This window comes from Vibrio sp. MarTm2, assembly GCF_027587055.1.
In the GTDB taxonomy this organism is placed as follows: Bacteria; Pseudomonadota; Gammaproteobacteria; order Enterobacterales; family Vibrionaceae; genus Vibrio; species Vibrio sinaloensis_D.
On sequence record NZ_JAPPTK010000001.1, the window covers coordinates 382806 to 398967 of the forward strand.

12 protein-coding genes are annotated in these 16162 nt (G+C 43.8%); 2 read left to right on the plus strand and 10 right to left on the minus strand.

The features are described from left to right. Nucleotides 1-6 precede the first annotated feature (6 nt). From OH458_RS01785 to cysB, 3 genes are all read right to left on the minus strand, one after another. Nucleotides 7-972, minus strand: coding sequence for an ABC transporter substrate-binding protein (locus tag OH458_RS01785; RefSeq protein WP_038134018.1), 966 nt, complete (start codon nucleotides 970-972; stop codon nucleotides 7-9). Nucleotides 973-1129: 157 nt separating this feature from the next. Beyond that, nucleotides 1130-2332: a methyltransferase gene (locus OH458_RS01790; protein WP_269977083.1), complete on the minus strand. Its 1203-nt coding sequence runs from the start codon at nucleotides 2330-2332 to the stop codon at nucleotides 1130-1132. A gap of 54 nt (nucleotides 2333-2386) precedes the next feature. Further along, nucleotides 2387-3361, minus strand: a complete 975-nt coding sequence (gene cysB / locus OH458_RS01795; protein ID WP_269977084.1) for an HTH-type transcriptional regulator CysB — start codon at nucleotides 3359-3361, stop codon at nucleotides 2387-2389. A 301-nt stretch (nucleotides 3362-3662) separates the two neighbouring features. Between cysB and OH458_RS01800 the strand changes: the two genes are divergently transcribed. Continuing rightward, nucleotides 3663-4427: a DNA repair protein gene (locus tag OH458_RS01800; protein WP_269977085.1), complete on the plus strand. Its 765-nt coding sequence runs from the start codon at nucleotides 3663-3665 to the stop codon at nucleotides 4425-4427. Between the two features lie 65 nt (nucleotides 4428-4492). Further along, nucleotides 4493-5263: a tRNA isopentenyl-2-thiomethyl-A-37 hydroxylase MiaE gene (gene miaE, locus OH458_RS01805; RefSeq protein ID WP_269977086.1), complete on the plus strand. Its 771-nt coding sequence runs from the start codon at nucleotides 4493-4495 to the stop codon at nucleotides 5261-5263. A gap of 89 nt (nucleotides 5264-5352) precedes the next feature. Here the strand turns inward: miaE and OH458_RS01810 are convergent, their stop codons facing one another. The 7 genes from OH458_RS01810 to OH458_RS01840 all read right to left on the minus strand — a co-directional run bounded on the left by OH458_RS01810 (nucleotide 5353) and on the right by OH458_RS01840 (nucleotide 16097). Beyond that, the gene (locus OH458_RS01810) at nucleotides 5353-9480 is read right to left on the minus strand and encodes a zinc-dependent metalloprotease (RefSeq protein WP_269977087.1); all 4128 of its coding nucleotides are present in this window, start codon (nucleotides 9478-9480) and stop codon (nucleotides 5353-5355) included. Between the two features lie 22 nt (nucleotides 9481-9502). Further along, a complete protein-coding gene (locus OH458_RS01815; RefSeq protein ID WP_269977088.1) occupies nucleotides 9503-10336 on the minus strand; it encodes a hypothetical protein in 834 nt (277 codons plus the stop codon). A gap of 143 nt (nucleotides 10337-10479) precedes the next feature. Then, nucleotides 10480-11286, minus strand: coding sequence for an ABC transporter ATP-binding protein (locus tag OH458_RS01820; protein ID WP_081981358.1), 807 nt, complete (start codon nucleotides 11284-11286; stop codon nucleotides 10480-10482). An 8-nt stretch (nucleotides 11287-11294) separates the two neighbouring features. Continuing rightward, nucleotides 11295-12155, minus strand: coding sequence for an ABC transporter ATP-binding protein (locus tag OH458_RS01825; protein WP_081981356.1), 861 nt, complete (start codon nucleotides 12153-12155; stop codon nucleotides 11295-11297). Between the two features lie 13 nt (nucleotides 12156-12168). Next, on the minus strand, nucleotides 12169-14007 hold the full coding sequence (locus tag OH458_RS01830) for an extracellular solute-binding protein (RefSeq protein ID WP_269977089.1): 1839 nt from the start codon (nucleotides 14005-14007) through the stop codon (nucleotides 12169-12171). A gap of 27 nt (nucleotides 14008-14034) precedes the next feature. Next, entirely contained in the window at nucleotides 14035-15078 is a 1044-nt protein-coding gene (locus tag OH458_RS01835; RefSeq protein ID WP_269977090.1) for an ABC transporter permease, read from the minus strand. Continuing rightward, nucleotides 15075-16097 (minus strand): ABC transporter permease subunit, encoded by a 1023-nt coding sequence (locus tag OH458_RS01840; protein ID WP_269977091.1) that lies wholly within the window; start codon nucleotides 16095-16097, stop codon nucleotides 15075-15077. Before OH458_RS01840 ends, OH458_RS01835 begins: the two co-directional genes overlap by 4 nt. Between the last annotated feature and the right edge of the window lie 65 nt (nucleotides 16098-16162).

Genomic DNA, 16162 nt, shown 5'->3' on the forward strand with positions numbered 1-16162 from the left:
GGAGGGTTACTTAACGCTTGTCGCGCGATCTAATACCGAGGCAGGTACGGTTAAGCCAAGTTGTTTGGCGACACCTTGATTGACAACAAGATCAGAGCCTTTGGCCACTTTGACATCGAGTTTACCGGGCTCAGAGCCTTCCAAAATAGCGGCAACATAATCTGCCGTTTGAACACCAACTTGGTAATAATCGAAGCCTAGACCCGCAATCGCCCCTTTTTCAACATACGATGTCGCTCCGCCAAATACCGGCGTTTTCGCTTGGTTAGCCGCAACGATCATACCTTCAATTGCACTGGCCACTGTGTTATCAGTCGGCGCATAAATAACATCCGATTTTTCGGCAATCGCTTGAGTGGCTGACTGTACATCAGCACTTTTTAGCGCCGTCGCTTCGACAACTTCCAAACCATGAGCTTTTGCGCTCTCTTTAAGAAGCTTCACTAATGTCACCGCATTTGCCTCACCAGGGTTAAAGACAACCCCAATGGATTTAACGTCAGGGAGCAACTCTTTAATCAGCTCCACATGTTGGGCGACAGGAGAAAGATCAGACAGACCTGTGACGTTTTTGCCAGGCTGCTCCATTTGGCTAACGAGTTTAGCCCCTACAGGGTCGGTGACCGCAGTAAAAACAACCGGAATGGAACGCGTCGCCGACACCAAAGCCTGTGCCGTTGGCGTTGCAATGCCAACAAGAACATCAGGTTTTTCACCCACAAATTGACGAGCAATTTGCACGGCAATCGCAGGATTTCCCTGCGCGGTTTTGTAATCAAATTCGAGGTTTTCGCCTTGCTGATAGCCTTTTGCTTTAAGGCCATCAATCAATCCCTGACGTGTTGCATCGAGCGCTGGATGTTCGACAATTTGTGATACCGCAACCTTGGCCGTTTTAGCCATGATACTGGTAGAAGAAAGAAGTGCTGCTCCTGCTAGCATGGCGACTGCCATAATGTTTCCTGCTTTCATCTTAGCTCCTTGAATTCAGCAATAATGATGTGATGTTGTGTACTTTTTCGTTATGATTTTTCTCTAAGTTGCACATTTTCTGTGCAACTCAATCATTATTACCAATAAGTTGTTCGAATGTGAAGCGAGATTTAACAAGTTATCAACAAAACAAGAACTAAGTAGCTTTCCGCATAGAGGCATGGATTAAGATATTTCTCGGGGTGACGCCCCTAGAACAAAATTCACCAAGTGAAACGTCGTAGCCTTGCTCACTCAAATAGAGCGCTTTGTCTAAAACAAGCCACAACTCCAATCCGCGACGAAAGACTTGCTGCACCAAGCTCAAACGCTCCATCTGCCAGTAACGTTCTATCCCTCGCTGCAGATAGTCATCAAAATCAATCGTCGGTAAATCGATCTGTTTGTGCTCTGCCGCCCACAAACAAAACGCGCTGAAACCTGACGAGAGCTGAGACTTTTTAATACTTGGGACCGGAATGTAATCATCCACGCCACATTCGCCTTTAAGTAACAAATCAAAGCCTAAGCGAAAGCTCATCTCTTCAAATCGGTGACGCTTAACTCGTTGCCCACCAGTAACCGTCTCTTGAAGGGGAATACGCAATTCAGATTTAGACAAGTGCAAATGTGACGCTTTACCCGCCTGAGAAAGAGGTTGATAGGCGTCACTTTGAACTAGATGGTAGCAACAAGGAGCGATAGTCATGGCAGGCAAACGGCAAGCCGCCCCTTTTTTCATCAGTGAGACGTGGAGATCTCCGCAAGCATGGAGCGCAACCGCATGTTGTGCAGAATTCAATGCCTTGATTGAAGAGTCCGCCAGTGCATCACCTTGAACAAATCTCATCGGCAGCTGATGTTTGTCTGCTTCCTGCTGACCTGTCTCACATAACGCTTGTTGGAACTCAAAGCTCGTAACGTTTTGCTTGCTCTGACTGGCTAAAATACGACCTAAGAAACCTTTTCCCGAGCACCACTCCAGCCACTCGGTTCCTTCATGCTTTTGCAGGGCAATTTCACCCATCGCTAATATTTGCTCAAGTTTTCGCCCAGGCACGCCACTGTCGACTCCCCTCTCTAACTCAAGCCCCGTAAGAGGACTGCGTTCAAGAAAACAGAGCTGCGCGAGCGTCAAAACGTCAGGTAAGTATTGACCGACAATGTCGCTGAGTTGCTCAGGATGATCTTTATAGTGCTCAATCTGTTGCGTCGAGAGTGAACTTAGCCACAGACATAACTCCGGATGGCTTTTCTGCCAAGGAAAGTCGGTTTGCTCACTGTGTAAAAATGGCTCGATACGCCAAAAATTTTGATGAGCGAGTAGCAAAGAATTGAGTGTTTGAAATTGCTGGTACATGCTTCCCCCTAGTGAGTGCGTAGTTTAGAGGGAAGCGAATCATTTGAATAGAAGTTAACGAACAGGAAGTTCGATATCTTTAAACATCGCTTCGATGTCTGCGTTAGATTTGAGTGATAACGCCTGTTCAACAACGGGGCGAGTAAGATGAGGAGCAAATCGCTCCATAAAGTCATACATGTAAGAACGTAAGAAGGTACCACGGCGGAAACCGATGCTGGTGGTACTCGCACCGAAGATATGACTGGCATCGATCGCGACAAGATCGGTATCTTGCTCTTTGTCAATCGCCATACTTGCGATCACCCCAACGCCAATCCCCATACGAACGTAGGTTTTAATGACGTCGGCATCCGTCGCTGTAAAGACCACTCTTGGGGTTAAGCCATGTTTATTAAATGCGGCATCCAGTTCAGAGCGACCAGTGAAGCCAAACACATAAGTGACTAGCGAATAAGAAGCCAAGTCTTGAATCGTCACTCGGTCTTTTTGCGCCAATGGGTGAGACTTAGGGACAACTATTGAGCGGTTCCAGTGATAGCAAGGTAGCATGATGGCATCTTGATAAAGGTGGAGCGCTTCGGTCGCAATCGCAAAGTTTGCCGTTCCTTTGGCAATGGCTTCTGACATTTGGCTTGGCGTGCCTTGGTGCATGTGCAGGGATACTTTCGGGTAACGAGCGGTGAACCCTTTAATCACATCAGGTAGAGCATAGCGCGCTTGCGTGTGGGTCGTGGAGATATTCAATGTGCCCATTTCAGGGTGAGTATGCTCGCCTGCTACCGCTTTAATGCTCTCAACACGCGCTAAAATCTCTTGTGAAATACGAATAATGTCTTCGCCGGCGCTCGTCACTTGGGTTAGGTGCTTACCACTGCGTTCAAAAATCTGAATACCAAGTTCATCCTCAAGTAAACGAACCTGCTTGCTGATACCTGGCTGTGAAGTGTAAAGACTCTCAGCCGTTGCGGACACATTTAAATTGTGGTTTACAACCTCAACAATGTACTTCAATTGTTGTAATTTCATTCCTGAACCGTACTCCCTTATCGACGCACACCATGAACATACAATCATAGTTTATAATATTTAGTTATAACGTCTCTTAAGTGAAATTGATAGCCCTACGAGCCGTTGCGTTGCCTAAACTTAGAGCGAAGTAAACTTGTTCGGTCGTTTTGCAACCAATTACTCATTATCAGGGACGAAAAAGCGTTTTTGATTAACGAAACACTAAGCATTGAGTAATAATAGAAAAATGAGTGCAGAGAGTTAGCGGGATCGTGTATCCTTATCTGCTAGCCATCAGAAAACATAAGATACGGAATTTATGAATATTGGTTTAATCATAGCTTTAGTTGCCATCTTACTAGTCTTGGTTGTTGGCTATAACATTATGTTGCAGTATAAGGTCAAAGCGGAAACTGCAAAGAAGCAAGAGAGCTCTCGCTACCTGCAAATCATCGACGCGACAGAAGAGCTTATTGGACACGCTCACCACCTCCCCTACAGTAAAGAGCTACTTGTATGTCTGAACAATCGTATTCTTGATGCTCTACAAAACATGTACGACCTCGATCCGAAAAATAAACAGCTAGCCCAACGTGTAGAAAACGTAAAAAGCCAAATAACCCAGCTTGAAGAAAACCACAATGGCAACGAGAGCACTGCGTTCAAAGTGCCTAGCAATGACAAACAAGCAATCATGATGTTGAAGTTAGTCAAACGTCTGCGTGACACTATTCGAAGTGAGCACAACAAAGGTCGATTTGAAACTCAGGCTTACGTCGAGGAAAACGCTCGCTTAGAAACGATTCAAATCCGCATCAACATCGAAAACGTCATCAAACGCGCCAATGACTCGATTGTACGCGGACAACCAGGCACGGCCGTTCAGCTACTGCGTAAAGGGATTGATGCGCTGAGCACTAAAAACGATAACTACTCCAATCAAGCCAGAGAAAAGCTTCAAGCCATGTACGATGACTTAGAGCAAAGTAGACAAACCCGCAATGCGGAAGAGTTACACCAAATGGAAGAAAAAGAGCGCAAAGATGATATGGACGCACTCTTTGGTGAAAAGAAAAAATGGTAATATAATCACCGTGATTCCGTTTCTAAAGGTCGCTAATGCGGCCTTTTCTATTTGTAAAGTGTGTAATGATTGATCTGACAAACTACGATTCCCTGCTCGACCCCATCAATGCTTTTCTTCAATGCCCAACCCCCGATGAGTGGGTCAATGAAGCCAAGAAACCAGAGCACCTAAAAACCATCCTTATTGATCACCTTTTATGTGAGCTGAAAGCAGGTCAGTCCGCTATGTATTTAATTCGTAAATACGCAGTAGACAAAGACAGTGCCCACAATTTGTTGGACTGGTTTAAACCATACGAAGACTTTGCGTATCGTAAAACAGGTAATCTGGCGTCATTAAAAGGTAAGAGCAATATCTCTAAGTCGATCATGGCCAAGTCTCACTCCCCATACAGTCAGGACTTAATCGATAAGATGGTGTTACTGATAAAAGAGGAGTTACACCACTTTTATCAAGTGCTGGAAATTATGGATGCAAGAGGTATCGCTTACGAACCCGTTCAGGCAAGTCGATATGCAAAAGGGCTGCTGGCGGAAATGGCGACGCACGAGCCTCAAACCCTGATTGATAAGCTGATTATCGGCGCCTATATCGAAGCGCGCTCGTGCGAACGATTTGCCAAGCTTGCACCACATATGGATGAAGATATTGCGAAGTTTTATGTATCTCTACTTCGCTCAGAAGCCCGCCACTACCAAGATTATTTAACGCTCGCGGAAGAAATAGCAGGAAAAGATATCTCAGAGCGCGTCCAATTTTTTGGCAAGCTAGAAGCTAATTTAATCTCCTCCCCTGACACCGACTTTAAATTTCATAGTGGTGTGCCTTTCTAGCTTTAGCACTTATCACAACTCTAAAATATAAAAAGGCTCACCTAACTAGGTGAGCCTTTTACTCGTAACTGCAAATCTAAAACTCGAAATTACTCGAAATCTTCAGCACTTGGTAGTCTATCTAGTAGTTCATAGTATTCGCCAGCTACCGCACCAATATCACCAGCTAAGTATGCTTGGATTAGATTCAGATCTGTTGTCCAAAGCTCCTTATCTTGTGTGGATGCTGCATCATATCCTGCGTATACGTTATCAACTGCAAACATCATTGCATCAGTATAGCCGAAGTAGATTAACTCCATTGCATCGGTGTAGCCCGAGTAAGCGACGTTAACATCATGAGCCTTACCACCAGCAAATGCAATTGTGCCAGCGTTTGAATCATAGATGAGGTCTCCAGACGCTATATTTGCGTTAACAAAGTTGTTAAATGATTGCGAGAAGTTCAACGTACCAGCAGCAATGTCTGCATCAATAGTCGCTTTCATCGCGTTTACCATCGGCGCGTCAAAGAGTAAAACTGCATCGTGGTAAGCTTTAACAATACTAGTTCTAAAGCCACCCCATGCGGTATCAATACTATTTGCAACTGCAGTTAGATCCGCTGAATCATAGCTATCTAGGAACACTTTCAGATCATAACCGTCGGATGTCACAAGTTGATTCGCATAAGCGTAAGCCAACTTGTTCGATTTAGTCGCTACAAACGTTTTGCCATCAATCGCAAACTCAACTTTGTCACCCGCAATAATGCCATAACGGTCCTGTTGTTTCGTAAATGTGTCAAATTGTGCTTTACCACGCGACTTCACGGTGTAGTCGTCTGACTGCATTTGGCGCACACCCATATTTAGGATTAGATCACCAATACGCTGACGGCTACGATTCGAGATATCTAAGAAACGCTCAATACCTCTTGGCATTGGAGAAAGAGACTCCATCTGTTCAGTAATGTGTAGATTCACTTGAACACCATTTAGGTTTGAGTAAGCATTCCCCTCTTTATCAATTAGCTTAACTGGGTTATTCAAACCTGTCTTCGCAATGATATTCGCCATGATGTTTTCATACTCGGCCTGAACTCCTGGAATATCCATTAGTGAGGCAAAGCTTACTTCATCTGTATAGCGGGTTGAGAAGCGTCTTGAAAGGAAGTAACTTGCAAGGGCTTTATCAGGCCAGCTACCTAAGACAGACACAGCATTTGACCAAGGGTAGTCAGGATCGAAGCTGCCGATAGAGTTTAGGAATCGACCATTCTTAGTTTCAGCTACCGCAACATAGCCACTTTCTGCATCCTCAATAAACTCTGCAGCAACAGAGTCAAAACAGTTCGCATCAATTAAATCGTAGCTTGCAGGAATGTTGAACGAACTATTGTTTAATAGTTGACCAAACGAAATTACTTTCTGATCACCGCTACTATTTTGAATAACACATTGGTGTTCCGGAGTTGCAAGCACATCTAGGAAGTATGCCGCTGCTTTTTGTGCGCCAAAAGCGTAATCACAGAACCAACGGTTAGTTTCATCACCTGGTGTTTTACAATATTGATCATTCGCCGCAAGACTTAGCAGGAAGTCTCCAGGCTTGTCGGTAGAACTTGTTAAACCTAAATTGGTGTAGATGCTATCAATACGTTCTAGATCTTCCATCTTATCGCGGATAGATGTCATCTCGCGGAATCGACGGACAATGTAGCTAGGGTAATCCGAAGCGAACAAACCATTCGTACTGTATTCCGCTAAGTTTCTGCGATCATAGCTATCGAGATAGTTCTGCCATTCGTAAGATACAATTTCATCTAAGGTTGTACCCTCATCGAAACGGTTACAGTCACTATTTAATGAGACATTACCATCCGTACAGAAGCCGTAGGACTTACGCTCAATATCATGAACATTGTCTAGGTAGTATAGAACTCCGTATCGAGTCTTAGCATAATCCTCCACGTCATCACTAAGTGCAGCTGTATCAAAACGACTGAAATCACAGTTATATAGTGACTTGCCAGCTTGATCACCGTCAAGAGCAACAACTTCAGAACAAACCATAAGTGAATCGTTTGTACTGTTATTGCCAAATCGTTGAGAAAAGCTATTTTCATAGACTTGTAGATCTGCTAGGTACTGCTCATACGCTGCTACTTCATCCGCAGGAGCATCTTCTCCAGGGTCAGCTACCACTGCTGGTGCGGATGTTGGCGAATCTTGAATGGTCTCAACTTTACGGCCGTAGCCAAACTTGAACGCTGCAATATCGTACAGACCCCAAGTTGGTGTCTCATCCAGCATACTCGGCGCGTAATCCATCGTAGAACTGTACGCCGGAATATTTTTCAAACCCAGAGCATGTGCTTGCTCTAGCGTGTAGTAGTTTGCTTTGTCATTTGAGCCTTTGAAGTTGTGGCGAAGACCAACGTTATGACCAATTTCATGGACAAGGGTATTGCTGTAAGTTGCAACTGTGATAGCGTCTGCCGCTATTTGTTGCAGATCCTTAGGTAGGTACTTCCAACGCTTAAGCTCGCGTGAAACTTCTACACCGTCTTCGTCTTTGTTAATCTTGAAATAACGGTCATCATCAAGTTCAAGGTTGTCAAGCATTGCCTTGTTTGTTGAAGAGACCCATGACGCTTCAATCGGATAAGCATTGTTTTCAGCCCAAAAAGATAGGCGGTTTTCCTCAGCTTTTACAACATCTTCAAAGTCCATGTCATCACTGAAGTTAGTAGTCAGGATTGTAGGCGCTTGGATTGGCGCTTTGTCACCCAGAACATCTTGCTTAGTTAGATTAGGAGCAAACGACGAGCTATTAATTGATTCTAACTTAGAAACTGCCGCCATCGTCGATAACTGTTCTACACGTGTAGACACTTCAGACTTAGTACCGGAGGGTTTTGTCGATAGTGGATCTAATCCATCCAAATCAAGCTGGTTACGGTTGTAAAAACGAGCGAGATTGTCCCAGTAGTACGGAACACCTGTACGCGCTACGCCTGCGTATTGGTTTACATGAGCTTTGATGATTTCGCCCGTCATTGGGTTACCCACAGAAGGGCCGTAACCAAGTAGTCCATTTGCCAAAGGCTCGTCAACTAGATTGATTATGTTGTAACGCAAGTCACCCGGGTGAACTCCCGCCCCTTCAGATTTATTGACAATCTCAATAGGTGGCTTACCAGAATCATTACCAAACAATTGTAACGCTTGATTCATCTTATTCACGGTCTCAATAGTCGCGTCTAAGAAAATTTTGTTCTTTGGTTCAAAGAAATTATCTGTTAGATAGTACTTTATGCTTTCGTTCGGATTGAAACGGTTTAAATACACTACATCACGATCATATTTGTTCGTGATCGGATTTAATTTCTTTGTTGATGTTGTGAAGAAGCCAATATCGTTTTCATCACCTACTGGATACATCACCGGTTGGTAGTCTTCCGACGCGACAACACTCTCATGAACAAGTGAGTAGTAGAAGCGCGACTTAAATGCACCATCAACCAGTGCTTCTTCCAATCCAGCTTTAGTCGCGAAATTGATGTAGTCAGAAATGTTATCTAGATCAACTCGGAAAGTGCGTTCCAATTCAAAGTTAAGTACACCATTTTTTGGATCAAACTCCCAAGAGACAAGCGTTGGTGTACCTTGCTCGGTAATTCCATCCGTCAGCCCAAAGAGGTCTTCGTAGTTGAACTCAGATACGATGAGATCTTCAGGAGTAGGAGTAAAATGGGTCTTCTTACGAAAATCTAGGCTAGCATCGTTGTTGATTTCTTCTTTGTTTGTACAGTCATCGTAAGCGTCTTCACTACAACGATATGCAGCGAAATCACCCGGAATCTCAAGTACTTGAGCAAAGTTAACTAAGTCATCACTACCAACTAGATTATCTTGTTCAACACAGTAATTATTTTCATCTTTGGGTAATGAAGAGCCAGGGTAATTCTTGTCGAACGCGCGTACTTCCAAACCTGTTTCAGTGAAACATAGCTCCACATAGCGTCCCATACCTTGTAAGAACGGAAACTGGTTGAGTGCAAATCGCGGTGCAGCACCAGTAGTTGGTACATAGAACCAACGCCCATCTTTAAGGTCTTTAACCTGAATTTCTTTAGAGTCACGTTCAACGTAATCGTACGACTGATCGTCCGCGCCACAGCCCGCTAATATTGCGGTTACGGCAGACGCCAGTGCTAATCTTTTTAATGCCATAATATGTCCTTATTTTTTATTTCTAGAAGGAGAAAGTAACAGTTGCTCGATAAGACGCGTTGTCTTGATCGAATAAATCGATGTTGCCTAATGTGCCTCTTTCCGCATCTTGGTAAACACCCGATGTCGATGCCGATAAAGAAGCTGACCAATTATCTGTAAAGCGGTAACTTCCAAATAATGATCCGCCATAGGTCCAACTCGTTCTCCTTGTTCCTTGATAGCTGATGGTATTTCCACCTAGGGCTGAAATACCGAGCGTCAATGATTCCCAAGATTTACTTACACTCGATGAAACAGAGTAAGTCCACTCGGTTAATGAGCGACCGCCTGCCGTTTTATATTTGTGAAAGTTTTTTCTAAGCCTTGGAGAAATAGAGATGTTTACTCCCCAAGGTTTCATAGAAACAGGTATTGCGAGACGGAAAGCAGTTTGCAATTCGTCTTTACGCGAAGCTTCAGAGGTAGGGATAGTAAATTGCCCATTCGCTCCTATTTTTCCTGTCTCTCCAAATTCATATAAACTCGAATAACTTGCACCGATAACTGAATCTGTCGCAAAATCTCCAGTTTCATTTTCGTATGCTCGATATCCACCAGAGGACATAAAAGCGCTAATGTTATCTGAGAATGTATAATTTAAACTTCCGCTCCAAGAAAGACTTCTCACAGAGCGGTAATCATCTGGATGATATATATTTGTGTCATAAGAAAGGGACAAACTTCCTCCGAAACCTGACCAAACAGATTTCTCCTCTTGCTGTTCACTACTTTCTTCAGCAAAACAAGCTGATGATAATAATACTGAGACAGCGAGAGCTATTGTCCTTTGCCGACACTTGATTGTGTTCTGCATATGTTAACTTCCATGAATATTAACTCTCATTAAAAATCCGACGCTCAAAATACATCATTTTATTTTGATTGCAGGAATCCATCAGAGCTCTTTTTAGCTCTGACATTTATTAAAGCAAAAATATTAAACGTTATATTATTATATTAGCCACGCTTACGTTGGCTTGGGTGCGTAATTGGAATCGCTGACAATAATGTCTTGGTATAATCATTTTCTGGTGAGTTATATATTTCTTGTGCACGGCCATATTCAACGACTTTACCAAAATACATAACAGCGACTTCATCTGAAACTTGCCTAACAACCGAAAGGTCATGAGAAATAAAGATCATCGCTAGGTTCATTTCTTTTTGAAGAGACAATAATAAATTGATTATTTGCGCCTGAACCGACACATCAAGTGCAGATACAGACTCATCACAGATCAATAATTTAGGCTTGAGTGCTATCGCTCTTGCGATACCAATACGTTGCCTTTGTCCACCAGAAAACTCGTGAGGGTAACGATTTACGGCTTCTCTCGGTAGCCCCACTTTATCCAATAGTTCCAATACCCATTGTTTTCTTTCTACCGCCGTACCCATATTGTGGATAACGTACGGCTCTTCCAAAATCATGCCAATCGTATGCCTCTGGTTAAGAGACTCCATTGGGTCTTGAAAGACGATTTGCATTTCTTTACGTAGTGGGCGCATATCTTTTGCAGATAAACGCGTAATGTCCCTCCCTTCGAAATAAATTTTTCCCTCGGTTGGCTCAAACAGCTTTAAAATGGTGCGCCCTAAGGTACTTTTTCCGCAGCCTGACTCACCAACCAACCCCAGTGTTTTTCCTCGGTCAATTGAGAAAGAAACACCATCGACGGCCTTGATCGTATACCCCTTTGAAAAAAGTCGCTTTCCTGAGATAAAGTGCTGCTTTAAGTTCTCGATTCTTAATACTTCTTGCATCACTCCCCCTAGTTACTCTGGAAAATACTTGGATCAATTGGCTGTATATCGATCATTTGTTTTGGTTGATGATCTAAACTCGGCATCAACCCCAACAATCTTTTGGTATATGGATGTTGCGGCCTATCAAAAAGGTCAAACACATCCGCTTTTTCGACAATGCGGCCACCATACATCACGGCCACATCGTCACAAATCTCTGCAACAACCCCTAAGTCATGGGTGATAAATACCATCGCCATGCCCGTTTCTTGCTGAAGTTCTTGCATCAACTCTAGAATCGATGCCTGAACTGTCACGTCGAGCGCTGTTGTCGGCTCATCACAAATCAGAACATCAGGTTTACACGCAAGTGCCATTGCAATCATAACGCGCTGACGCATACCGCCAGACAGGTTATGTGGATACTCATCGACCCGCTTTTCGGGCATTGGGATTTTAACTTTCTCCAACATTTCAATCGCATAAGCATAGCGCTGTGTTTTTTCCAGTTCCGGTCTATGCAGTTCCAAGACTTCCATGATCTGTTTGCCTATGGTGTGCACAGGATTCAATGCCGTCATTGGATCTTGAAATATGATGGAAATGGCGTCACCACGCATTTCGTACATACGTTTTGTTGGAAGCTGTAAAAGGTCTGTGCCTTTATAGAGAATTCGTCCACCAACTACTTGACCATAAGGTTTTGGCAACAACCCCATGATCGACATAGAAGTCACACTTTTCCCACAACCAGACTCTCCCACTAGCCCCAGCGTACGACCTTTCTGAACATCGAAACTAACACCGTGCAGAACTTTTACCTTCCCGTCATCGGTCTGGAATTCAACTTCTAAGTCTTCTACTGTTAACACCGTTTCGCGATTCATTTACTACCCTTACCTACAGCTTAAACTTGTCGTCAACAACGCTGACAGCAGGGAAAGTGGTCCCCTTTTTCATTGCTTGTTCTGTTTCTTTTTTCGCGCTCTTGTCGATCCAGAAGTTTGCGATGTCCATTGGGTGGAAAATGCTTTCTGTTTTCTTGCTCATTGGGCTTTCTGGATACTTGATCCAGCGCCAGTGTATTGCGCGAGAGTAAGGCACCATGTAACCAGGGACGATAATGTTCGCTTCCGTAACGTAGTCTTGGATTTGATGCGACAGGGCGTAACGTTTTTGCTGGTCAAACTCAGCGTCATACGCTTCGATAAGTTCATCGAGCTCTGGACTACTGTAGTTGGTGTGCGCATTGGTCTGTGGCTTGTTAGCATTGTCAGAGTGCAAATACTCCCAGTAAGCCGGAATTTCACCCGATCCCATGTTAAGGAAAGCCAGCTCATGTTTTTTCTCTAGGATGTATTTGAACGCTGAAGAACCATCGACTAGGTTCAAAGTAAACTCTAGACCCGCTAACTTAGCTTGTTCTTTTAGGTACGCAATACGTGGTGTCCAAGTGTTGTAGCCATAGGTAATCGCAAACGATAGACGCTCACCTTTGTCATTTACGCGAATGCCATCTGGGCCGATTTTGTTAAAGCCAGCTTGCGCAAAAAACTCGGCAGCTTTACTTGGGCTGAACTCAGGCGCTTTATTGTCAGCTTTGTCGTACTCACCATGACCGAAACCAAGACCGTGTGGCTTACGTGAGTAATCGCCTCTCATGATATTGGCGATCATGCCATCGTAGTCAGTGGCGAACATAATCCCTTTGCGAAGATTGATGTCATCCAATAAAGGCTTAGCGGTGTTCATCCACAAACCACCTGCGCCTTGGGGCATTTGGTTGAATCCCCAAAATTTCTGGATGTAGCCATCTTTAGAGGCTTGCGAATCAGACTTGCCGTGCCAATACTCTGGCAAAATCATGTCAAAATAATCAAGCTTGCCTTTTTCGAAGTGCTTTAAAGCGATGTCGAAATCTCGAATCACACTGATTCTAATTTTGTCGACGTTATAACGGTTTTGGTAATAGCGGTTTGAATAGCCCCACCAGTCGTCACCAACGTGTTTAAACGTGACACTTTTGCCTTTTTTGACCTTGTCTAGGTAGTAAGGCCCTGCTGTTGGCTCGCTCTTAAAGTTGTACTTACGAACGAAGTTATCGACCATACCATCGCCATTTTCATCTTTGCCTCCTTTGAAGAAATGTTCAGGGCGAGGCTGAAAACCATTACTTGGCATATTGATTAACACCATCAACGCGTCTTGGCTCTGCTCTACGTCTGTTTCAACCGCGATGGTGTAATCGTTAATCTTAGTCACATTGGTGATTGAATTGCTGAAGAAGTCGTTGTACCAAGGGTCGACAATGTCTTTGGAACGGTAGTACTGGAGCATGAACACATAGTCATCTGCGGTTATCTTTTCACCATCTGACCATTTCGCGTTTTCGTCTAGCTGGAAGTAAACCGTTTTGTTGTCGTCCGAAAATGCCCAAGACTTGGCGAGTTGCGGAATCCATTTACCGGTATTAGGGTGGCGCTGCGCAAGCTTTGGAGATCCGTCCATAAAGTAGTGACGAAGACCTGAGTTTGCATCTGGTCCCACGCTTCGCAACGTCTGTGGGAAACTAATCATAAAGGTGCGTAACGTCCCTCCGCGTTGAGCCTCAGAAGAAGCGAATAACGGCTCTGAATCATTAGAAATCCAATTTAAATCAGCAGGTAAAGATTGCGCTTGAGACGAAAAAGCGACTCCAACTAGTGCCGCAATCGCGGTCAATTTAGCGAAATTTTTCATTATTATTACTTCCTTGTAAATCTGCGGCTATTCATAGCGAGTAAATTTTTTAGGGTCGAATGCGCTTCGAATAGCTTCGCCTATGAAGGTCACCATCACTAAAACAGCGACAATTGAAGTCACAACCGATACAACAATCCATGGAGCGTCGAGGTTGGACTTACCTTGTTGGAGAAGCTCCCCCCAACTCGGGGTCGGCGGCATCAGCCCAAGACCTAAATAGTCAAGTGCGGTAAGCGCTGTGATATTTGCAGCGATAGTAAATGGCGCCAACGTTACAATCATCACCATTGTGTTGGGTAAGATATGATGAAGCAGAATACGGCTAGTCGATGCGCCCAAAGCTCGCGCCGCCATCACGTACTCTCGGGCTGACTCTTTATAAGTCATGGTTCGCATGTACCACGTAATGCCCATCCAGCCAAACAAAACGTTTATCGCGACAAAGAGCGCAAAGGTTGGTTGGGTGATCGACACTAAAATCATGATCACATATAGAAAAGGAACCATTGACCAGACTTCGATGAGTCGCTGTACGAATAAATCAAACTTTCCGCCAAAAAAACCCATAGAACAGCCAACGATGGTTCCAATCGCATAAGAAACCGCCATGGTCATTAGTGCAAAACCCATCGCAATGCGGAAACCGTAGACAAGACGCGCGAGGATGTCACGACCTATCACATCGGTACCTAAGTAGTGCTGAGTTTCGAAACTCGGAGCAAGAGGAGGGAAATCCCCACTAAAGTCTTGCTCGTACGGGTTCCACGGCACGATTGGCATAACAACAAAATTGCCGCTGTCTTCGCTATCAAATAATGCTTTTAACTGTCGGTAATCGGTTTCACTTGAATAATCCAAGCCAAACTCCGTACCGGGCTTTACATCACTAAAGACCGGGAATGACCACTCGTCATTGTACTTAACGACCAATGCTTTACTGTTCACTAATACTTCAGCAAATAGTGAGAGCAGTAAAAAAGTACTTAGAATAACAAGCGACCAGTAGCCGCGTTTTATCTCTTTAAAGTGCTTGATTTTCTTTTGAGTAAGAGGCGTTAATTTGATCATGATCCGAACCTCACTCGTGGGTCTGCGATGGCTACACATAAATCTGAAAGAATATTGCCAACCATTAACATCACAGCGTTAATAGCCACGATGCCCATCACGACTGGGTAATCGCGTTCGACAATGGACTCATAACCCAACAGGCCAATACCATCGATATTGAAAATAACTTCGATAAGGAATGAACCCGTCATAAAGAACAACAATGAGTTACCAAAGTGGCTCGCAATTGGAATTAAACTATTTTGAAGTGCGTGTTTTTTGACCGCCTTTTTAAATGGTAAACCTTTCGCAATTGCCGTTCGAATATAATCAGCGGAAATGTTCTCCATTAGATTATTTTTCATTGTCATTGTTAATGTCGCGAAGTCACCTATCAAATAACAGATTAGGGGCAATACCGCGTGCCACATAATATCTTTAAACTGTTCGAAGAAGGTTTCATAGTCATCAAAATCGTCACCGACAAAGCCCCCCATTGGAAACCAATCTAAGTTGTATGCAAAAACAGTTATTAAGAAGACACCGACAACATAACCGGGCAATGCGTAACCAACAAATATTAATACGGATGAAGTGGAATCAAACACTGAACCGTGCTTAATTGCCTTGTAATAGCCAAGCGGGATTGAGATAAAATAGCTTATAAAGAATGTCATTCCGCCATAAAATAAAGAGACAGGTAGGCGCTCAGCGATCATATCGCCGACGGGTTCGTAATAACGAGTTGACTCGCCAAAATCCAAGACAATAATTTTAGACAACCAATCTAAGTAGGCTTCAATTACAGGTTTATCCAATCCATAAAAAGCATTTAGGTCCGCAATCTGGTCTTCTGATAATGCAGAACTATTACCAGCAACACTGACCGATGCACTATCGGATCCTGAATGCATACTCGCCAACATTCGCTCTACAGGTCCACCTGGAACAAAACGTGTAATTGCGAATATTAAGATTGTGATACCTAAAAAGGTAGGTACGACTAATAATAGGCGTCGTAAAATATATGCTAACAATTGGAAATACTCCGTACCAATTACTAATTAAAGTGTCATCACATCCTGTGACTTATTAGAATACG